General features: G+C 37.3%; 24 protein-coding genes. 7 read left to right on the forward strand and 17 right to left on the reverse strand.

Features of this window, described 5'->3' with window-relative positions:
- Positions 1-11: 11 nt before the first annotated feature.
- Positions 12-227, reverse strand: a complete 216-nt coding sequence (locus HX13_RS11855) for a FecR domain-containing protein (RefSeq protein ID WP_050021229.1) — start codon at positions 225-227, stop codon at positions 12-14.
- A complete protein-coding gene (locus tag HX13_RS11860) occupies positions 211-954 on the reverse strand; it encodes a FecR family protein (protein ID WP_050021230.1) in 744 nt (247 codons plus the stop codon). The genes HX13_RS11855 and HX13_RS11860 overlap by 17 nt, the downstream gene beginning before the upstream one ends.
- A gap of 237 nt (positions 955-1,191) precedes the next feature.
- Between HX13_RS11860 and HX13_RS24190 the strand changes: the two genes are divergently transcribed.
- Complete coding sequence (locus HX13_RS24190; RefSeq protein ID WP_050021231.1) at positions 1,192-1,494, forward strand: RNA polymerase sigma factor; 303 nt, start codon at positions 1,192-1,194, stop codon at positions 1,492-1,494.
- Entirely contained in the window at positions 1,484-1,822 is a 339-nt protein-coding gene (locus tag HX13_RS24195) for an RNA polymerase sigma factor (RefSeq protein WP_050021232.1), read from the forward strand. Before HX13_RS24190 ends, HX13_RS24195 begins: the two co-directional genes overlap by 11 nt.
- Before the next feature lie 24 nt (positions 1,823-1,846).
- Here HX13_RS24195 and HX13_RS11875 read toward each other — a convergent pair whose 3' ends face one another.
- A complete protein-coding gene (locus HX13_RS11875) occupies positions 1,847-2,467 on the reverse strand; it encodes a helix-turn-helix transcriptional regulator (protein WP_050021233.1) in 621 nt (206 codons plus the stop codon).
- Positions 2,468-2,659: 192 nt separating this feature from the next.
- On the opposite strand from HX13_RS11875, the gene HX13_RS11880 reads away from it, so the two are divergent.
- The 5 genes from HX13_RS11880 (at position 2,660) to HX13_RS11895 (ending at position 4,952) form a co-directional block, all read left to right on the forward strand.
- Positions 2,660-3,286 (forward strand): superoxide dismutase, encoded by a 627-nt coding sequence (locus HX13_RS11880; protein WP_050021234.1) that lies wholly within the window; start codon positions 2,660-2,662, stop codon positions 3,284-3,286.
- A gap of 18 nt (positions 3,287-3,304) precedes the next feature.
- On the forward strand, positions 3,305-3,832 hold the full coding sequence (locus HX13_RS11885; RefSeq protein WP_050021235.1) for a DUF2480 family protein: 528 nt from the start codon (positions 3,305-3,307) through the stop codon (positions 3,830-3,832).
- Positions 3,813-4,100, forward strand: a complete 288-nt coding sequence (locus HX13_RS24200) for an NAD(P)H-dependent oxidoreductase (RefSeq protein WP_238555271.1) — start codon at positions 3,813-3,815, stop codon at positions 4,098-4,100. The genes HX13_RS11885 and HX13_RS24200 overlap by 20 nt, the downstream gene beginning before the upstream one ends.
- Positions 4,075-4,389: a hypothetical protein gene (locus HX13_RS24205; RefSeq protein WP_238555272.1), complete on the forward strand. Its 315-nt coding sequence runs from the start codon at positions 4,075-4,077 to the stop codon at positions 4,387-4,389. The genes HX13_RS24200 and HX13_RS24205 overlap by 26 nt, the downstream gene beginning before the upstream one ends.
- 212 nt (positions 4,390-4,601) lie before the next feature.
- Positions 4,602-4,952 (forward strand): 4Fe-4S dicluster domain-containing protein, encoded by a 351-nt coding sequence (locus tag HX13_RS11895; protein ID WP_050021236.1) that lies wholly within the window; start codon positions 4,602-4,604, stop codon positions 4,950-4,952.
- Positions 4,953-5,002: 50 nt separating this feature from the next.
- Here HX13_RS11895 and HX13_RS11900 read toward each other — a convergent pair whose 3' ends face one another.
- The 14 genes from HX13_RS11900 to HX13_RS24215 all read right to left on the reverse strand — a co-directional run bounded on the left by HX13_RS11900 (position 5,003) and on the right by HX13_RS24215 (position 19,329).
- The gene (locus HX13_RS11900; protein WP_050021237.1) at positions 5,003-5,938 is read right to left on the reverse strand and encodes a ketopantoate reductase family protein; all 936 of its coding nucleotides are present in this window, start codon (positions 5,936-5,938) and stop codon (positions 5,003-5,005) included.
- Between the two features lie 132 nt (positions 5,939-6,070).
- Positions 6,071-7,018 (reverse strand): NADP-dependent oxidoreductase, encoded by a 948-nt coding sequence (locus tag HX13_RS11905; RefSeq protein WP_050021238.1) that lies wholly within the window; start codon positions 7,016-7,018, stop codon positions 6,071-6,073.
- 263 nt (positions 7,019-7,281) lie between these two features.
- On the reverse strand, positions 7,282-10,287 hold the full coding sequence (locus HX13_RS11910; RefSeq protein ID WP_050021239.1) for a reprolysin-like metallopeptidase: 3,006 nt from the start codon (positions 10,285-10,287) through the stop codon (positions 7,282-7,284).
- Between the two features lie 589 nt (positions 10,288-10,876).
- Entirely contained in the window at positions 10,877-11,698 is an 822-nt protein-coding gene (locus HX13_RS11915) for a hypothetical protein (RefSeq protein ID WP_050021240.1), read from the reverse strand.
- A gap of 53 nt (positions 11,699-11,751) precedes the next feature.
- On the reverse strand, positions 11,752-12,303 hold the full coding sequence (locus tag HX13_RS11920) for a hypothetical protein (RefSeq protein ID WP_050021241.1): 552 nt from the start codon (positions 12,301-12,303) through the stop codon (positions 11,752-11,754).
- A gap of 118 nt (positions 12,304-12,421) precedes the next feature.
- On the reverse strand, positions 12,422-12,976 hold the full coding sequence (locus tag HX13_RS11925; RefSeq protein WP_128572376.1) for a helix-turn-helix transcriptional regulator: 555 nt from the start codon (positions 12,974-12,976) through the stop codon (positions 12,422-12,424).
- Positions 12,977-13,085: 109 nt separating this feature from the next.
- Entirely contained in the window at positions 13,086-13,853 is a 768-nt protein-coding gene (locus HX13_RS11930; RefSeq protein ID WP_157837437.1) for a hypothetical protein, read from the reverse strand.
- A 651-nt stretch (positions 13,854-14,504) separates the two neighbouring features.
- Positions 14,505-15,173, reverse strand: a complete 669-nt coding sequence (locus tag HX13_RS22975; protein ID WP_202962921.1) for an ABC transporter ATP-binding protein — start codon at positions 15,171-15,173, stop codon at positions 14,505-14,507.
- Between the two features lie 16 nt (positions 15,174-15,189).
- A complete protein-coding gene (locus HX13_RS22980; RefSeq protein ID WP_238555273.1) occupies positions 15,190-16,077 on the reverse strand; it encodes an ABC transporter transmembrane domain-containing protein in 888 nt (295 codons plus the stop codon).
- Between the two features lie 31 nt (positions 16,078-16,108).
- Entirely contained in the window at positions 16,109-16,249 is a 141-nt protein-coding gene (locus HX13_RS22985; protein ID WP_202962922.1) for a hypothetical protein, read from the reverse strand.
- On the reverse strand, positions 16,246-16,464 hold the full coding sequence (locus HX13_RS11940; protein ID WP_050021244.1) for a hypothetical protein: 219 nt from the start codon (positions 16,462-16,464) through the stop codon (positions 16,246-16,248). The genes HX13_RS22985 and HX13_RS11940 overlap by 4 nt, the downstream gene beginning before the upstream one ends.
- Before the next feature lie 424 nt (positions 16,465-16,888).
- On the reverse strand, positions 16,889-17,635 hold the full coding sequence (locus HX13_RS24210) for an outer membrane beta-barrel family protein (RefSeq protein WP_410493124.1): 747 nt from the start codon (positions 17,633-17,635) through the stop codon (positions 16,889-16,891).
- 43 nt (positions 17,636-17,678) lie between these two features.
- The gene (locus HX13_RS25585) at positions 17,679-17,900 is read right to left on the reverse strand and encodes a TonB-dependent receptor domain-containing protein (protein WP_316931305.1); all 222 of its coding nucleotides are present in this window, start codon (positions 17,898-17,900) and stop codon (positions 17,679-17,681) included.
- Positions 17,830-19,329, reverse strand: a complete 1,500-nt coding sequence (locus tag HX13_RS24215) for an outer membrane beta-barrel protein (protein ID WP_238555274.1) — start codon at positions 19,327-19,329, stop codon at positions 17,830-17,832. Before HX13_RS24215 ends, HX13_RS25585 begins: the two co-directional genes overlap by 71 nt.
- Between the last annotated feature and the right edge of the window lie 148 nt (positions 19,330-19,477).

Here is a 19,477-nt window from a genome sequence, read left to right on the forward strand (position 1 = left end):
CTAAAGGGGATCTATTTTTTCAAAGTATAGATGTTTTCTTTTTTCTGGACTTCCATTCCTAATATAAAGGCCAGCGATTCAATATTTTCTGCGGCTGTTCCTCCCGTGAAGTCAGCAGTGATCTTTTTACTTTCAATTTCTTTAGGGTAATATATCTTTATGCTGTAATTTCCTTCCAGAATGGTAATAACATCTTTTACAGAAACATCATTAAAGCTTAAAGACAAAAAGTTCGGGAAATTGCTTCCCTGACGTTTCAGAGGGAGCAAAAGAAATAATAGCCGTGGTGCGGGCAATCCCCAGGTTGGTCCATTTCTGATTAGGTTTCAGGTAAGAAACCGGTACTCCTTCAGTAGATACGGCTACTTTACCTTCATAAAGGTCCACGGATTTTTTCTTTCCGGATTGTGAAACCTTAAATACCGTTCCCAGGACTTTGGTACTGAAGCCTTCAGCATAGACTATAAAAGGATGTGATTTTGATTTTGCAACGGAGAATATGGCATCACCTTTCAGATCAACAACCCTGGTAGAAGCAGGAAATGATTGAGCTACCGTAAGCTCTGCACCGGGTAATAAAGTTACCACAGATCCGTCCTTAAGATGAACAGTCCGGTTTCCGGATACTGCCATATAAACATCAGGCTTAAAGAAAATGGTATAAGTAAAAAAGCTCCCCAATGTCAATAGTATCACAATAGCCGCCGCTATTCTGTAGGCGCTTTGTTTTAAACTTTTTATATGACGGGGTTTTTCAGCAAAATAATGTTCCAGAGCAGATAGTACCCTCTCTTTAGATTCTCTTCTATGATGGGTATCCAGATCTTTTTCTGCAAGGAGCCTCCAGTGTTTTAAAGTTTCTTTTTCCTTTTCGGAAATTTTATCTTCCGAAACCTCCCGTTCCCAAAGTCTGAAAACAAAAGTTTTGATATTTTTATTGTTTAACCGTTTCATAAATATTCATCGTATTCACAGATACTCTATCTATAAAACTGTGAAATTGAAAAACTTCCCTGTCCGGTTCTTAACGTTCCGTTTATATTAAAGCCAAAATTCCAATCATTTTTAACCTATTTTACATTTACTCAACATTAAATTCATATTCAAGCCTTCATTTTCCAGAAATATTTAACCTTACCATAACTAAAGTTCACAAAAAGTTAATTTTCCTTTAGGTAATTTTGTCAGAGTATGATGAACCTAACAGACTCCACTTTATTAAAGAAAATAAAATCAGGCGACCGTCCTGCATTTATGCTGCTTTATGAACGATATTGGGACTCCCTGTACAGTTTTGTTTTTGTGAGGACCAAAGACAAGGAAATCTCTGAAGAACTGCTTCAAAACCTTTGGATAAAAATTCTGGAAAACACAGATACCATACAAACGGATGAATCGGAAAGCGCTAAAGGCTACCTGATCCGCCATCTTCATTACAGGATCCTGGATTATTACAACAGCCTTAAAAAAAGCTTCACCAACATTGAGCATTGATGAATTCACCTCTCCTGAAGAAGTAGAGATAACCGATACCGAATATTTTGAAATTCTCGAAGAAAATGAAATTTCCTCTCTATTACTGATGATCGACAAGGTAGTTTCACAACTTCCTTCCACCGAACAACTGGTGTATGATATGAGGATACGGAAAAATATGTCTGTGAACGAAACAGCAGAAGCACTGGGAATAAGCAATAAAACGGTAAGCAATAAGCTCAGTAAGGCACTTGGGGAAATCCGGGAACAACTCAGTCCTGAATACAAGTCTTCTAAAAAACTTATTTCCATACTGGTGCTGATGGAAATCCTGACAAAATATTAGCTGCCCGGAATCAGATTATCAAAACTACGGTGTAATTCTATAGACACAACGCTGCCCTCCGGAAATAATATGATCTACCCTTTCTACTGTATATTCTTTTCCGATCAACGATTGAAAATTGGACAATTCTGCACGGCAGAATCCCTGGCACTCTGTAGCCGCAGCACATATCGGGCAATGGTTCTCTATCAGGAAATATTCATTTCCTTCTTTTTTCCATTCTGCCATATAGCCTTCCCTGCTCCGTATTTCAGCAAGGGCATTCAAACGCTCTTCCAAGGAATTTGCCCGGGAGAGTACTATTTCATACCGTTCATGAGTATTCTTTTCCCGGTCACTGATAAGAAGATCCAATGCGTTTTCACCTAAAAGGTTTTTGACAGACCTGAGAAGCTGAACCGTTACTTCCGCATGGGTATCCGGAAATTGCGAAAGACCTTTAGGGGTAAGTATATAATAGATGGAAGGACGGCCAACACCTTCATTTTTTACAGTAGATTCTATCAGACCTTCCTGAGCAAGATTCAGTAAATGCTTTCGTGCACCTTCCTTTGTAATGGACAGCTCTTCAGCGATAAGAAGTGAAGTGGCTTCTCCTCTCATCTTCAGAAACATCAAAATGCGGTCTGCAGCCGGTTTCTTCATTTTTACAATATTTTAGTTGTTTTATTTTTCAACAACAAAGATAGTCATTTTCTATAATCTTTAAGATATGGAGATAATTTGATAATTTTCAATTAATTAGCTATAACATGACCTTCACAATAAAACAACCATTTAGTTGTTTTATTTAAATATATTATTACCTTTGTTCTATATTAATCAAAAATAAATGCAATGAAACTATTTACATTACCTCAGCTTCCTTATGCTTATGATGCTCTTATTCCATTTATTGATACGGAAACGATGACCATTCACCATCAGCGCCATCATCAGGCTTATGTGGATAATCTGAATGCTGCTTTATCACAAACCAATGAAGTTGATCCGGATCTGGATTCCCTTTTACAGCGGATAAGCGAGTATAGTCCGGCTGTAAGAAATAATGGCGGAGGTCACTACAACCATTCTCTATTCTGGGAAATTCTTTCGCCACAGCCTAAACTCAGTCCTGAAGGTGAACTTGGTGAAGCTATAACTACAACTTTTGGCAGCCTGGAAAACCTTAAAGCTGAAATGAAGAAAGCAGGGCTTGCTCAATTTGGTTCCGGATGGGTCTGGCTGTTCGTAAAGTTCAACGGTTCTCTGGCAATAAGTTCTACCCCTAACCAGGATAATCCTATGATGGATGTCCTGCAGGTAAACAGAGGTTTTCCTATCCTTGGAATAGATGTATGGGAACATGCCTATTATTTAAACTACCAGAATAAAAGAGCAGATTATCTGGATGCTTTCTGGTCTGTATTAGACTGGTCTGCCGTCGAAAGAAAATATGAGGAAGCTCTTTTAAAAGTAAGATAATCAGAACCGGTTAAAGATATGAATCAGGAAATCTTTATGAATAAAGCGGAAGCATCAGGCATTATTGCTCTTGATCTGTTGGATTATAAACCTACTACAGAAATTGTAGAACTGGACATCAGAGATTTTCTTTTTATGGGAATGATTGTCAAGGAAAAAGAGTTTAAAGAATCCATTGCCCGGGTTGATTTTTCTGTGTACAACGGAAAAGCAGTGGGAATCACCTGCTCTACTGATGCTATCATTCCACCCTGGGTTTATATGTTTCTTATGGAAAAATTATCCCCATATACTGTATACGTAGATCTCAACAATGCAGAGACCATTTTGCTGGATCTTTGGAAACGCCGTCTCATCTATGCCGATCTTAAACATTATAAAAATCAAAAAGTTGTGGTCAGGGCCCATTCAGATCATCATCCTGCACTTTACCTTACAGCAGCAGAACTCCTGACACCCATGGTTAAAAGTCTTATGTATGGCGAAATAGGTCTGCCCAAAGTAATTTTCAAACAAAAAAACAAAAATGAAAGCAATTATATTTAACGGATCATCAGAGAGAAGGGCAGAATCTGCTTCGGGGCTTATTTCCGGTTATTTTGTAGAACAGCTTAAAAGCCTGGGAATTCATACTGATATTTTTAATCTTGCTGATTCCGGGATTCCTTTATTTGATATGTCCCTTGCTGAAACACCCTTGGCTGTAGAGCGTATGGCTCAACGTTTTTTTGGATGCCGATCTCCATTTCTGGTTGGCCCCGCTTTACCACGGAAGCATTCCGGGGGTGATGAAAAACTGCCTGGACTGGCTTGAAATAACGGCCAACAGATATGAGCCTTATTTAACTGATAAAACGGTGGGCCTGGTATGCTGGGCAGAAGGGTTACAGGCAATGCAGGGAATCAATACCATGGACGCCATTGCCAAATCATTACGCGCATGGCCTCTTCCCTTCAGCGTTCCTATTATAAGATCCTCTTTGTTTCATAATGATAACAGAACAATGATATCAGATTTTTACTCAGAAAAATTTGATAAGCTTATCAGCATTGCAGCCACTAAAAAGATTGAAAAACAAGATAATAAACCATTCATCATATGAAAGAAATATACAGTTCACTGATCCTCGTGCAGGATTATTTACAGCATCTGAAGCCGGTATTTTAAATTACACTGAAAATCAACAGATTAAAAGTACAGGTTTGCACAGTTTATGATGTAAATAAATTGTTGAAACTGTTTTAATTAAGTTTAACAGGGATTTCCAGCAGTACAATAAGAAATCCCTTTTTTTAACATATTATATATATTATCATGGCTATAAAAATAACTGATGACTGTATCAACTGCGGGGCCTGCGAACCTGAATGTCCCAACTCAGCCATTTACGAAGGCGCTATCGACTGGAGATGGCAGGATAAAACCCGGCTTTCCGGAAAGGTAATCTTTCCGGATGGTACTGAGGCAGATGCCGATGCTTCCAACCAGGCTGTTTCAGATGAAGTTTATTATATTGTTTCAGGAAAATGTACAGAATGCAAGGGCTTTCACGAAGAACCACAGTGCAAAGCCGTTTGCCCTGTGGACTGCTGTATTGATGATCCTGACCATCGTGAATCGGAAGAAGTATTACTGGAAAGACAAAAGTTTATGCATGGAGCGTAATAGCCTGGTATTCAAATTATGCTGTAAACAGTACATCTATCTTCTGGATGCTATCCTGATATAATCTCGTTATATATCTTCCAGGTAAAAGGAGTCTCTATATCCAATTCTTTTCCGGATTTTAAAATGGCTCCTGCAAATAACTCCAGTTCGTTTTCTTTTTTGCCGGAATGGATATCCAACTGTAAAGATGTAGGAGTGTCAAAAGGAAATGCAGCTGCTTTTTCAAAAGTTGAATCAATGATATCTGGCTGTAAAAGAATGCCTTTCTTGTCTGCAATCTTTTTCATTTCTTTCATGATTTCAGTAGCTTCCTGCTTCTGTTGTTCGTGAGAACACACTGTTCCGATCGATGAATTATATTTTGCTGTCACCAATCCAAAGCTGGCGATAAAGAAAAATTTAGTCCAGATATCCGTCAGAGAATTATCTTTAAATTCAAGATCTATTTTACTTTCCTTCAACAAATCAATCACCCAGTCTATATTCATTGAAAAATGTTCAGGATCTCTTCCCACAATCATCTTTCCCGGTTTCCCTTTATGCTCTACCATACCTCTTTCCTTAATATGGGAAGCTACATAGATACAGGCAGGCAGAATGGTATGATCTGGAATAATAGTCCGCATTCTCTCGTAGATGTCTGCCCCATTCATCATAGGAAGCAATACCGTATCTTTATGAATGATTTCCACAAGTTGTCTGCATACATTTTCAAGATCATATTCCTTTACACAGATCAGAACCAGGTCAGGAGCTTTTATATCGCTGATGTTTTGCTCAATAGCATCAGGATAAGTATGATGATCAGAATGCTCAGGGGAAAGTAAGATCAGCCCGTTTTCTTTTACTTTCTCATACGTTTCTCCTCTTGCAACAAAAGATACCTTGTATTTCCCTGAAATTTCGTTTGTTTTGTTAATTTTAAAACCAAAATAGCCGCCTACACCTCCTAATCCTACAACAACAATATGTTTTTTATCCATGATATTATTTTTCAGTAATGCATTACATTATTCAAATATAGAAACTTTTATCCATGATTATTGAAACGATTTACAACTTCAAAAGAACATCGAGTCTTTTATTACTATAGAAAACTTGCTGTCTGGAATTCTTTATAGTTCTACAACCACTTTTCCTATGGTACGTCCCGTTTCAATCTGCTGATGGGCTTTTGCCATATCTTCAAAATTAAATACATGGGAAACGTAGGGTTTTATAATTCCTTTTTCCAGTAACGCAGCAATCTGCTCCATATCCCTTCCACTGGAATAAACAGCCATAAAGTAACAGGCATGCAAATTCTTTTCACGGGCCAGTCTTTCGTCTTCCTGGGTATATCCGGATGGCAAGGTGACAATAGATCCAAAGGGCTTTAAAACTTTAACCGATTTCTGAAAATTATCACCTCCGATCGCTTCCAGTACAAAATCGATATCACACAGAACTTCTTCAAAATGAATATTCTTATAATCAATATGCTGATCTGCTCCTAATCCTAATAGAAAATCCCTGTTAGCGGATGAAGAGGTAGCTATAACATAGGCACCTATATGTTTTGCTATTTGTACGGCAAAATGACCTACCCCACCCGATGCTGCATGGATAAGCACTTTATCATCAGGTCTCAGCTTACCATAACTGTCAAATGCCTGCCAGGCTGTAAGAGCGGCTAAAGTGCTCGCCGCAGCTTCAACATGGGTAATATTATCAGGTTTACCCACCAATTGTTCTGCCGGAACCGCTACATATTCTGCATAAGCTTTACCATGACCAGGAAAATTAACCATCCCAAATACCTCATCACCTACCTGAAACCCGGTGACTTCATTTCCTGTCTCTGCAACTACTCCGGAAAGATCCCAACCTAAAATTAATGGATCATACTGCATCAAATCCTCAGCCAGAGGAGCCTTCCTGCTACGAACCTTAGCATCTACAGGATTGATGCTGATGGCTTTTACCTTAACCAGGACTTCATTACTTTTTATAACAGGTTGTTCAATTTCTTTAATCATTAAATGCTCTGGTCCACCAAATCTCTCTAATACTATAGCCTTCATATTTATTATACTTTATGCAAAAATAGGCTGGAATAAAACAATATAACAGTATATTTCAAGCAAATTCAAGTATATTTTAATCCAATAATGCCCGGAACAAACCTCAACAGGAAGACAATATCAAAAGTCTGAAATACTAAGGGCACCCACTTATGATAATAACATAAAAAGGGCTATCTCAATTAGAGACAGCCCATTTCCCTCTTTAAAAAATAAATGTTTCTTCTCTCCCTAGATTCTGTTTCAGGAGGAAATCATCTGTGTTATTTTTTAATCAGTTTAGTATTATAATAAGTGTTCTGATCGTCTTTTATAGAAATCACATACATTCCTTTCACCAATGAAGCCACATTGATTCTTTGCCCGTCAATTCTGCCTTCCTGCACCAGCCTGCCTTCTGCATTGTAAATCTTATAGTCTGCTTTTCCTTTCAGATTCTTCACTTCCACAAAAGTATCTGCAGGGTTAGGATAAATGGAAACTTCAGATGTTGTATTTTTTATTTCTTTTGTTCCCAGAGTACTGCTACCTGAAATCCTTACAGGAAGATCCAAAACACCTCCCGCCTGGCTACTGATTTCACCGCAGGCATTCGTTAGAGCTGATGACGAAAACTTCCCTACTATTCTCATCCTTAACAATTTATCTCCGGAATAGGACGTTGCCGGAACGGTAAAATTATGACTCCCAAAATTAACAAGTCCTCCCGGAGCTGTTCCGGACAAACTGCTGACCCTTTCTGTAGCTTCAAATACTCCATTTCTGTTATAATCAATCCACACAGAAACATTTTCATTTGCTCCTGCAAGCAAATTCACAATTGTAGGTTTCAATGTATATGAACTACCCTGGACAAGATTAACTACTTTGGAAGCATCTTCACTTAGATCTATATATGATCTTGCGACAACATTCTGATAGGTTACATTCGCTACCGTAACCGCTACAATTCCTGCAAAATACGGTGACCCTGAATTCAACAGGCAGTAATCAACTCCGGTTTTCAATCCTTTTGTTTTAAACGCATAATTGTCAGAAAAATTTCCAACAACAGAATTAACTACCGTGGCAACCTGTACCTCATAGTTCGTTTCATCCTCCAGGTTATTCAAAACCACTGAGTTTGCCTGGCTTACAATATTAGACCAGTTTACGGTTCCTGATTTTCTATAATTAATGGAGTAAGTAGCTCCTGGAACACTATTCCAGGATACTCTTGCTGTTGTTTTGAAAACTTCAGTATCTATTGTGGAAATACCTGTAGGCGCTGAGGTTGTTGATGTAGGAGCTGTTCCTACAGTAACGGCAGGAGAAACTGCGTAAAATATATTACCTACGGCTGATATTCTTAGCTTTACAGCACCGTTTACATTACCAGGCATTTGTACATTATAGCTGCCGGTATTAGGTGTGGACGCAATCAGATCTGTCCAGGTCATGCCGTTATCTGTAGTATAGTCTATTTTTACATTCGCTACGTTATACGGCGCGTTATTAGTATTGGCAACATCCCAATAAATGGTATTCATTGTATCATTGTACAGCACTGAAGAAGGAGTAAGTCCGTTAAACTTAAAAGGTCCGTCATTTCCCACTGTAACGGAGGTTGTAGCGCTTGAAACCATTGGTCGTTGCGGATTCTGATCTCTTACTGTTACCGCATAATTTAATATCCGGGGGATGTAAGATACAGTTTCCCATCCCTGCTTGTTGGTTAGCATTCCATTCATCACGGTCTCCAGTTTAGGGAAATATCTTCTTCCGTTAGCGGTACCAGGAACTGATCTTGTCAGGGCTCCTTTGGGATTATACCCTAATCCGCTATCCCCTGAAATAGTAGAAAGTCCATCTGTACTATCATTCTGCTCCCAGGTATAATTCACAGGATCATTTTCTGCATCTACAGCAGAAGCTTCAAGATAGTAAGCTGTTCCCTTAGGAATATTATATGATGCCAGCGGATTGATTACAGGAGCTGTATTATTGTCAATATTTTGGGATGTTCCGCAATTAGTTTTATTTTCCAGATTAGTCAAAACCTGATCTATTGATTTATAATGAAAATAACCATCTGCATTAGCCTGTACATTATCGTAGGTAATCCCTGCATACCCCATAATAGTCGTTCCTCCTCCGGGTTCTACATTAGCTCCCTGCACGGCATCTGTAGCAGATGTGTTTGAAAACGTATGATTCGCACCCAATTGATGTCCCATTTCATGGGCTGCAGTAAAGTCAAAAACTTCTCCTGTAGGTATTGGCCCTTGTGTAAAGGCTGAACCTTTTTGTAAATCGGTATCATTTGCAGGATCTATACAGACTATACCGATTCCTCCTGCATTTCCGCTTCTTTCAGCATTTTGATTAAGAACATGCCCGATATCATAATTGGCGTTTCCAATTCCAGAAGTGAGGGTCTGTTGTAATTCAGTATTCAAATCATCAGTATAAGGGTCTGTTGCAGGATCAAGATATATGATTTGCGGGAAATTTTGAACTGTTAAATGAGCGCCAAAGTCCCGCTCAAAAACTCCGTTTATCCTCGTCATCGTATTGTTCATTGCTGCCAGAACCACCCCTTTTTTCACATCATCAGGAGCATTACCCGGAGTTCCTGCTGCCGTGAGCTGATATTGGCTATATTCTCCTGTAACAGACAATGCCATTCTAAAATTTCTGTATTTTGTATTGGTTGGCCTGCTGGTAATTCCCACTCCGGAAAGCATCTTTTTACCATTTTCAACCAGCTTACTGATATCTTTAAAATTATGTTCTCCCGTTTCACATTTAAAACCATGTTCTCCGTCTTCCCGAGCCTTATAAAACACACCATAAATTTGTCTATCGGTAGTAATAGGCTCAATAAACTGAAATATACCATCTTTAATAATCATAGATTGCATGTCCGTTGGAGAAGTGCTGAATCTCAGGTATTTTGAGGGATCATCAATTCCCACTCCCACATATGAACCCAGCTGGTAACGGTCTACCAGAGATTGATCCATAACGGGATTGCTGTATACGGCAAATTTTTCAATTTTCCCTTCTGCTGTAGGTAATGAAATAACAACAGAGGCAGCCCCTTTTCCTGTTTCTACTGCATTTTTCAGAATTTCCCGAAGGGATGTCAGATCGACTCTGTAAGCCTGCTGCACTTCAACATCTTTTCTGATCTGGGAACTTTTTTGTGAGACAGATTCCCATTTCTGTCCGTATGTCACTGTTAATCCTGCCATCAGTGCACTAATCAGTAAAACATTTTTTCTCATAGAATTTTTTGGTTTATAATTTAAAAATGAAAACAATTGGAAAAATGACAACAGAAGTTTTTTTACCTACAGTCTGTTTTATCACAATATTTCTTCCAACATTTCAAACAAAACTATACTTTAAATTCAAAAAAAGGTAAAAAAAGGACTACTACATAGATACAACACAACAATTAAACAACTGTATATCAAAATATTAAAAAACTCACCAAAAATAGAATTTTATTTGAGAAAACTCTCAAATAATCATTAAAAATTTTAAACAATTCAAATAAATATTAGAATTTGCACTTAAGTATGAAGGCAAGCATTTATTAATGATTCATTTGGGAAAGAAACAATTCTTCAGATCACAAAACATGGTAATCTCACTTAGCAGGGAGGTAAAAAATAGTAAATTCATAGAATAACCATTAATTATTCGTAAAAAAAAATACGTGTCGTACTCGTGTAGTATAGTTTTTTTTCCTGATTACTAAAAAAATATTCAAAATTTGAAAAAAGTAAACCACATAAAATAGCAAGTGGTGAAAAGAGAATATTTCGAGTAATTGCCTGGTTGATAAAATCAGGCAATTTTTATTTTATATCAGTTTAAACCATCAAAAAAATGATAGGTATCTGTTTCTGCGGGTATGTTTAGCCTTTTCCGGATTCTGTATTTTTTTTGCTGAACCGTTCTGTGCTGCACAAGGGTATAGCTTGCAATTTCCTTGGATGTAAAATGCAATTTAAGCATGGCACAAAAAGTGAGTTCAGAATTTTCGAGATCAGGGTTAATCATCAAAAGTTTGTCTATAAATTCCGGATATATTTCTCTAAAGCGGGTCAGGAACTCAGGATCATTTTTCCTCGCCAACTCTATAATTTCTTCCTGTTTTTTACTATCCATACGGTTTCTTAATTTTTCTGCCTCTATTTTAAGATCCCGTTTTCTCTTCCTTAATGAGCTTATAATCCTCCATGCATATGTTCCCGATAAAGCAAAAACAGCAAGAGATAAAAAAACAACCCATTGCATTTTATTTTTATGCTTCTCAGAATCTTCTTTTGCCTCTGCAATAAATGACTCCATATCCTGATTAATTGTTTTTAATAAAGCGGTGTTTGTTTTATTTTTTGCTTCCGTATAAGCTTTCAAATAAAAGTAGGCCTTTTCCTTATCTCCTTTCTGTTCATACAATGTTCTGAGATCATTATAGATATACTTGGTGTAATATGCATAAATACGCTTTGTTTTATCATCTATTTCCAGTGCCTCCATAAGAGCCCGTTCGGCCTTATCATATTGTTTGTCCGCAATATAATATTCTCCCAGGATGGTACTGGTATATAGTGCTATGCCATCCTTTTTACCTTTTGCTTTGGTGTTATAATAAGCCTGCATAACATATTTTTTGGCAGAGTCCATCTTTTTTATTCATATAGATATAATCACTTATGGCACAGGCAGCCAATCCTGTATCATCTAATCTTCTGGCTTTTTGAAAATATTCCAGCGCCTTTTTGAGGCTGCTTCTTCTGCATGAGATAGGTAGCCTCCCTGAGATAAATATTAAAAAGAATATTCTTTTTCAACTCGGAATTTTCACTTTGCCGGATCCAGCGCATAGCTTCTTTATTGTATTCAAATGCTTTATCTACCCTCCGCAGTTCCATATTAAACCGGCCGTAGACATTATAAAATCTGGCTTTATGAATAGCATTTTCAGAATGATTTAAAATCTCCTTTGCATTATCAAAAAGAATCTGGGATTTCTGATAGTTTTCCAGGGAAATATTCACTTCGGCCAGGTTAATATAACACAAAGCTTTCCCTTCTTCATAATTGGCTTTATCAGCTTGTTTGTAATATCTTTTATTAAGGTTAACCAAAGAATCATACTCACCTTCAAGCCTAAACTTTTCATTCTGTTTAAGCAGTGAAGTATCAAAGTTTTCTCTGAATTCTTTCTTTGACCGCTGATTACAGGAAACCAGGATAATGGCTACAATAGAAAGTAAAATACACTTCATAAGGCTTTCTATATTGATGGGGAATATTTACGGATATAAGTTATCATTAAAAAATGGTTTTTAGGCTGTCTCCTCTATTATATTATTTTTAAATGTCCCATTGTTTCTTGTACAGGCATTAAGCACTTAATTTTTCAAAGAAATTATAAATGTCTTCATCACCCGGGATATTCAGTCTTTTCCTGATCCTGTATTTTTTCTGATGTACAGATTTATGTTGAACGAATGTATAATCTGCGATTTCTTTAGACGAGAACTTTAATTTCAGCATGGCACAGAAAACCAGTTCAGAATTCTCAAGGTCCGGATTGATCTTTAAAAGTGCACTGATAAAATCCGGGTACAATTCTTTGAATTTCAGCAAAAATGAAGAGTCATTCTTTTTGGCAAGCTCAGTTACTTCCTGCAGCATTTTATGATATATAGTATGTTTCAGCTCTTCGGTTTCCTGTTTCAGGGTTATTTTTTTTGCCCTCAGCATTTTTATCATTTTCTGAATATAGATTCCGGAGATTGTAAGAACTGTAATAGACAAGGCAACAAACAGGGGGAGATCATTTTTATGCCATTCTGAATCTTTTTCCATTGCTGAAATAAAGTTTTCTGTTGTTTTATTCATAGTGGCCAATCTCGCCGCATCAAGTCTTCCTTCCTCCTCCATATATTTTTTCAAATAAAAATAAGCTTTACCTCCATCATTCTTTTTTTTGTATAATTCGGATAATGATTTATACACTCCTTCTATATGGGAAGAATAGGTGCGCCTTGTTTTAATATTGATTTCAAGTGCTTTTTTTTAATGCCGCTTCAGCTTCATCACTGCTATTTATTTCATTATAATAATAGCCCATGGTATAGTAAACCCAAAGAGATTCCACATCACTGGTTTTTTGGGCAGACATTTTTTCAGCCGCCCAGGCAATATACATCTGTGCAGAGCCGGGCTCATTGACAAACAAATAATACTGGGCCACCATACAGTTGGTATACGCAGAATTTTCCAGCTCATTAGCTTTCAGGAAACACTTCAAGGAGGTGCCATACCAGCCTTTACGCGCAAAATAAATTCCTTTGTTCACATACAGCCTGGGAAGCAGCTTATTTTTCAGGGGCGATTCTTTGGCTTCCTTTAGATAACGAAATGCTTTATTGTTATATTCTATTGCCTTATCATATAATTTCAGGTGAGAATTGTACAGACTATAGTCATTATAAAATAAAGCTTTATGGTACTTATTTTCAGAATTGGTAAGTTTTTGTTCTGCTTTATTGAAGAAAAACAAGGCTTTTTCATAGTTCCCCGCAGATACATTTACATCTGCTATATTGAGATAGCAAAGTCCTTTGCCTGCATTATATTTTAATTTGGCAGCTTTTTTCAGATAATCCACATTAAGACGGATCAGTGCTTCATATTCACCGGAAAGATGGAGTGACGTATTGCGTTCTGTCAGAGACGTATCAAAAACTTCTATATCTTTTTTATCAGAAGCCTTCTGCTGGCATGAAACAATAAATAACAAGCCTGTGTACAGTGTACAGGCTATCATTTTCATTATAGCTTTTGAATATTTTTTAATGATACAATCCAATTTTAATTTTTCTCTATCATGGCTATATACCTACCTAAGCACATATCTTAAAAAAGCAGCCTTATAAAGCACATATTCCACATTTTTCATGCCAATTGTGTTATAAATATACATAATTTATCATCTAATCAGGAAATAACTTTATTCCATGCATTATGATTTATACGTTATTTGATCCTTCATTTTGTTGCTCAAACTAATCCTTGTCTGATTCAGGTCTTTTTAATGTATACTTGCTGAAGTTGTTTTAACAGATTCTGGCTTTCTCTCTTCAGTTTTTACAATAAGACTGTTTTCGCTTTAATTTGTTACATTATTTATTATTAAAATAGTGTGATTATTCTATACGAATCATTACTTTATATTGTAAAGTTCAAAGACAGAATCAATTTTATATACCGGGTCAGTAATGTTTTAGTTAAAAAGCCACTGAAATTTCAGTGGCTTTAAGTTTATTTACTTGTAAATAGTTACTTTTTAATCTTTAATTTATTCTCAAACAATACTAAGCCCTGACATTAATATCAGGGCTTCAGCCATCTAATCAACAACCTATTTAAACATTTGTGCTATTCTGGCATTTTAATACTTATTCATCCATTATTGTAGCTAACTCCTATCTGATTCCAAAAGTTTAGTATAATAGCCATTCTTCTCAAGCAGTTGTTGATGGGTTCCTTTCTCTACAATGCTGCCAAGATGCATTACCACAATTTGATCTGCATGACGCACAGTAGATAACCGATGTGCAATTGTTATAGTAGTAACATTATGCATCGATTCACTTAAAGCACTTGATAGATGACGTTCAGTAATTGTATCCAATGCACTTGTAGCTTCATCCATAATGATAATAGCTGGTTTTCTTAACAATGTCCTTGTCAGGGAAAGTCTTTGTTTTTCCCCCCCTGAAAAGCGATAACCATGCTCTCCTATCGGTGTATCATATTGTAATGGAAGGCTGATAATAAAGTCATGCAGCTTCGTAATCTTAGCAGCATTAATCAACTCCAGGTCAGTAGCTCGGGGATTGGCAAAAAGCAAATTTTCCTTTATCGTCCCATTGAGCAGGTAAGGATCCTGTGAAACTACGCCAAGAATATCTGTAAGTGAATGAGAGCTTAACTTCCTGATATCAATACCATCAATATAAATAGCTCCTCTATCTGCTTCATAAAGCCCTGCAATAAGATAGCCAACAGTCGTCTTCCCGGAACCTGTAGCCCCAACAATAGCAACATGGCTGCCACCCGGAATGTCAATTGTTATATCCGACAACAGCTGGGTTGCACCTTCATATGAAAAACTGACATTTTTTAAGTTTTATATCACCTTTAACTGTCTTTTTATTTAACACAACTGCTTCTGACAGCTTACGGACCTGAGAAGGTATATCCAGATACTCGAATATACGGGAAAACAATACACGGGTTTTACGCACTTCAATACTTGTACGAAGCAGCTCCTGCAATGGGAATGTCAATTGTTCCTGTAGTGCAATTAACGCCATAAGCGTACCAATTGAAACATGATTTCCACCTTGTGTTCTAAGCCCACCCAACAGTAAAGTCAGTGCCGGAAGAATGGTCAGCAACAAATAAATAATCTGCCATTGCCATTCATTGGAAGTACGCGAGTGAACTTCCAAATCCGCAACATCTTTGGATGTTTTTGAAAATTTACTGATCAGAAATCCTGACTTCCCCATTGTACGGGAAAGAATTATACCTGGTACTGACAGGGTTTCACTTATTTCTGAGGATAAATCGGCCAGTTTTTGTCTTTGTTTTTCTGCAACTTTTTCCCGTAATGCTCCCACCCAATTACTCAACAGTAATGTTAATGGGACAACAGTTAGTGAAAACAATGAAAGTTTCCAATCCAACAGAAACATAGCAATGACTGTCATGATCACAATACTTAGATTTTTAGTAGCTTCCTGCGCAGTGTTGGAAACAAGTTCCTGCAATGATCCTATATCCTGTGTAATGCGGGACTGAATTTCACCACCACGCGTATCTGTGAAAAAGTTCAATGAAAGGGAATGTAAATGTGAATACAGCTTTACCCGGAGATCATGAAGCACAGATTGTCCGATTTTCGTTGAAATTATTGTCTGAACCATATTGATTACAGCAGAAACAATGGTTACCAGAACCATGGCAATAACTAATGTGACCAATAACTGCATGTTAGCATGAGGAAGCGCATCATCAATGATGCTCCGTAATAAAAAATGGCATCGCCATTCCTGCTCCTGCTCCGATAAAGATAAGCGCTATGGAGCCAAGTAACTGCCATCTATAAGGTCTGAAAAAACCGTAAATACGGTATAATGAAACGTGCTCTTTCATATTCTTTCCCAAAAGCCTTTTTCCTGTGCACGTACCTCTATTTTTTTCAGAGAAGTAATTGTCGTGACAAACTCCTTATTAATTATTGTATCAATACTTATGGGTTGTGTAACCGGATATGCCTGTACAACTTCTTTTCCTTCTTTAACAGGACCGCAGCCCGTTGCTAACCCGAGGAAAGCGATGGGAATAATTACAAAGGCTTTTTTATTCATGATAAATTTATTATTACTATTTTTTTATGATTGTTGCTAAATTCAGGAAGATGTCTTGTTTATATTTCAGCAGCATAGACTGAGTGCCAAAGACATAGAAAAGATGCTCATCATTTCCTTGCAGGCAAAGTCATCATCTATACATCCTTCGTCATATTTAGAAACTACTGCAAGTTCATTAACAAGTTTCGGAGAATATTATTCCGCCACGTGGATATAATTCCCGGTGATCTTTTATCGCTTCATTTTGTTGATCTGTAAAAACATTCAGCCCAGTAGTCACTTGAGTTGCCTGATCAAGAAAAGTACTGGAGTATTTTTCTTGATGGTAAATATTATTTATACTTGATATATTCATTTAAAAAATGTATTTGATGTTAACATTTGCATATCGTCTTAGGTCATAAACCACATATTGATAATTTTACTTTCTTCTCCTTCTTAGAGATTTGTCATCCGACTGATCCGGAAAATGGCTGTCTTTTTCTTTTGAAGCACTTAATCCTCCAAATTGCCAGCTAAACGTTAACGTTGCTGCTCTGTTATAAAATCTGTTGATCTGTGTACTTTGGAAAGTAGGAGCAAAAGCATACACTGTTTCCCTGAAATTGCTCTGGAATGGATTGATTACCGCTAACGTAAGACTTGCCTTATTATTCATCAAATCTTTCTTCAACGCAAAACGATAGGAGTAATTAGCCGAATTTTTGCCCTGTAGTGTGATAAAACCATTTCCATAATCTGCTGAAGCACTGAACTGAAGATCCTTCATCAGATTAATTGTATTGCTGATACTGGAATTAAAAAATGTTCCATCGTTCTTAAGACCTAAGGAACTACTTCGGAATTTCAAATGGAATATCTCTGCACCTGCGTTGACAGTCCAGTTTTTAACGGGATTAAAAACCGTATTTACATTCAGTCCCATTCGTGTGCTTTCACCGATATTATCCGGCATGGTGTACGAAATCCCCTTCTCATCAACCCTGGTAATCTGTTCTACTGCACTTTTATTGGCGCTGTAATACAGACTGCTTGTCAATAATGTATTCTTAGTTCCTGTATACGTATGGGAAAGTTCCAGCTTTCTGGTCAACTCAGGCTTCAGATACGGGTTTCCTTTTATAATATTTAACGGATCGGCTGCATTGGCGTAAGGATTCAGATCCATGATCCACGGGCGACGGATTCTTTCATTATAATCTAATTTTACTTCATGACGCTCTCCTAATTTTTTTTACGACCAATAAATTGGGTACCCAATTAGAAAATTTTCTCGTGTAAGGAGCATTATTCTGAAATGTCGCATTGATATCTGTATTTTCAAAGCGGATTCCAGGGCGTAAGGACCACTCATTTCCAAGATCAAAATTTAGAGTGGCATAAGCTGAAAAAAATTTGCTGTCTATACTGCATACTTCCCGAGCGATCTGGATCTACAGGCAGTGCACTATTAAGAACTTCATATACGCTCCTGGAGGTATTTCCCAGATATTTCACACCCGTCTCCAGTGATGTCTTACCTTCCTGCCCGAATGGGTGTGAATAGTCAGCCTGAACACTCCACTCTCTTTCCTTGCTGTTATTGGGTCCCTGCTCTATAAAGGCCGGTTTACCATCCGGTTTATACTGTTCGGTGGTATAGTTTGAAACATCAGCGGCCGTAGAAACCTGACCTATTATCTGTAATTCCTGCCCTTCCCGGTGAAATTTTTTCTGATAATTCAAGACCCATTCTGAAAAATTGAATTTACCGCTTTGCTCAGTTTTTTGTCTATACTCCTGATATTGGTTTGCAGTAGTATATCGATTATATAATCCACCATTTTGTGGCCACGAACCATTCCAATAAGAATAGTTTGCTTCCAGGGTCTGCAGGGAATCTATTTTATATTGAGCTGAAAGGCTCGCAGAACCACCCTTTGTAGTTTGTAACATATCTGATTCCTGAAAAAGGGATCCCATTTGTTTTCCATTATTAAGATTTGTCCTGGTAAGAGAAGAAGTCGTTCTTTCACGTTCCACACTATAGTTGCCCATAGCGGAAAAATTGAATTTACCTGAACTCATATTTAGTGATAAATTTCCTGTGTGCTCCAGGTTTCCTCCGGTCATATCCAGAGTTCCACTGGTTCCCTTTAATTTCTTTTTTGTAATGATATTCACGACCCCAGCAGCACCTTCTGCCTCATATTTAGAAGACGGATTCGTAATAACCTCCACAGAGACAATTGAACTTGCAGGAATCATTTTTAATGCTTCCTTCAGATTCTTTGCCATTATGCGTGAAGGTATTCCATTAATAAGGACTTTAATATTAGAGTTTCCCCGCAACTTAAGGTCACCATTGGCCCCAACAGTCAACATCGGTGCTTTACGCAATACATCTGCTGCATTTCCTGATTTATTACTGATGTCCGAAGCAGCATTATAGATAAGCTTGTCTCTAGCACTTTGAACCAAAGGCTTTTTCCGGCTTGCTACTACTGTAACTCCCTCAAGCAAGTTACTTTTTGTATCCAGATATATTCTTCCAAGATCAATGTCCTCTTGTTTCATTGTTATAGCACCAGAATTATAGTCGTTAAAACCAATATAATTAATGACAACAGTGATCGTTGTCAAAGGCTTCACTTTTAAGCTAAATGTTCCATCTTTGCGCGTGTTCATCGAACTTACCATTCGCCCGTCAGCATTTTTGATAACCACCGTGCTTCCTGCCAGTACCACATTTTCATTTCCGCTTATAACAGTTCCTTTAATTTCAACTTCATTTGCTGCTGTCTGGGCCATTACAAGTGTTGTATTTAACAAGACCGTAAGCACCATCATTTGCCTCCATAAGTTTTTCAATAATTCTTTCATTTGCAAAAATTTAGTACTGCAAAACAAAATCATATACAGCGGGCTTAAAAATAAAACTGACGAATAGGCCTGATTAAATGTCAAAAAACGTTTGTCATTTTAATTTTCCGGATTACTTTTATTTTCTGAATTTTGAAAGATGAAAATG

It is taken from the genome of Chryseobacterium sp. P1-3, from assembly GCF_000738495.1.
In the GTDB taxonomy this organism is placed as follows: Bacteria; Bacteroidota; Bacteroidia; order Flavobacteriales; family Weeksellaceae; genus Chryseobacterium; species Chryseobacterium gallinarum.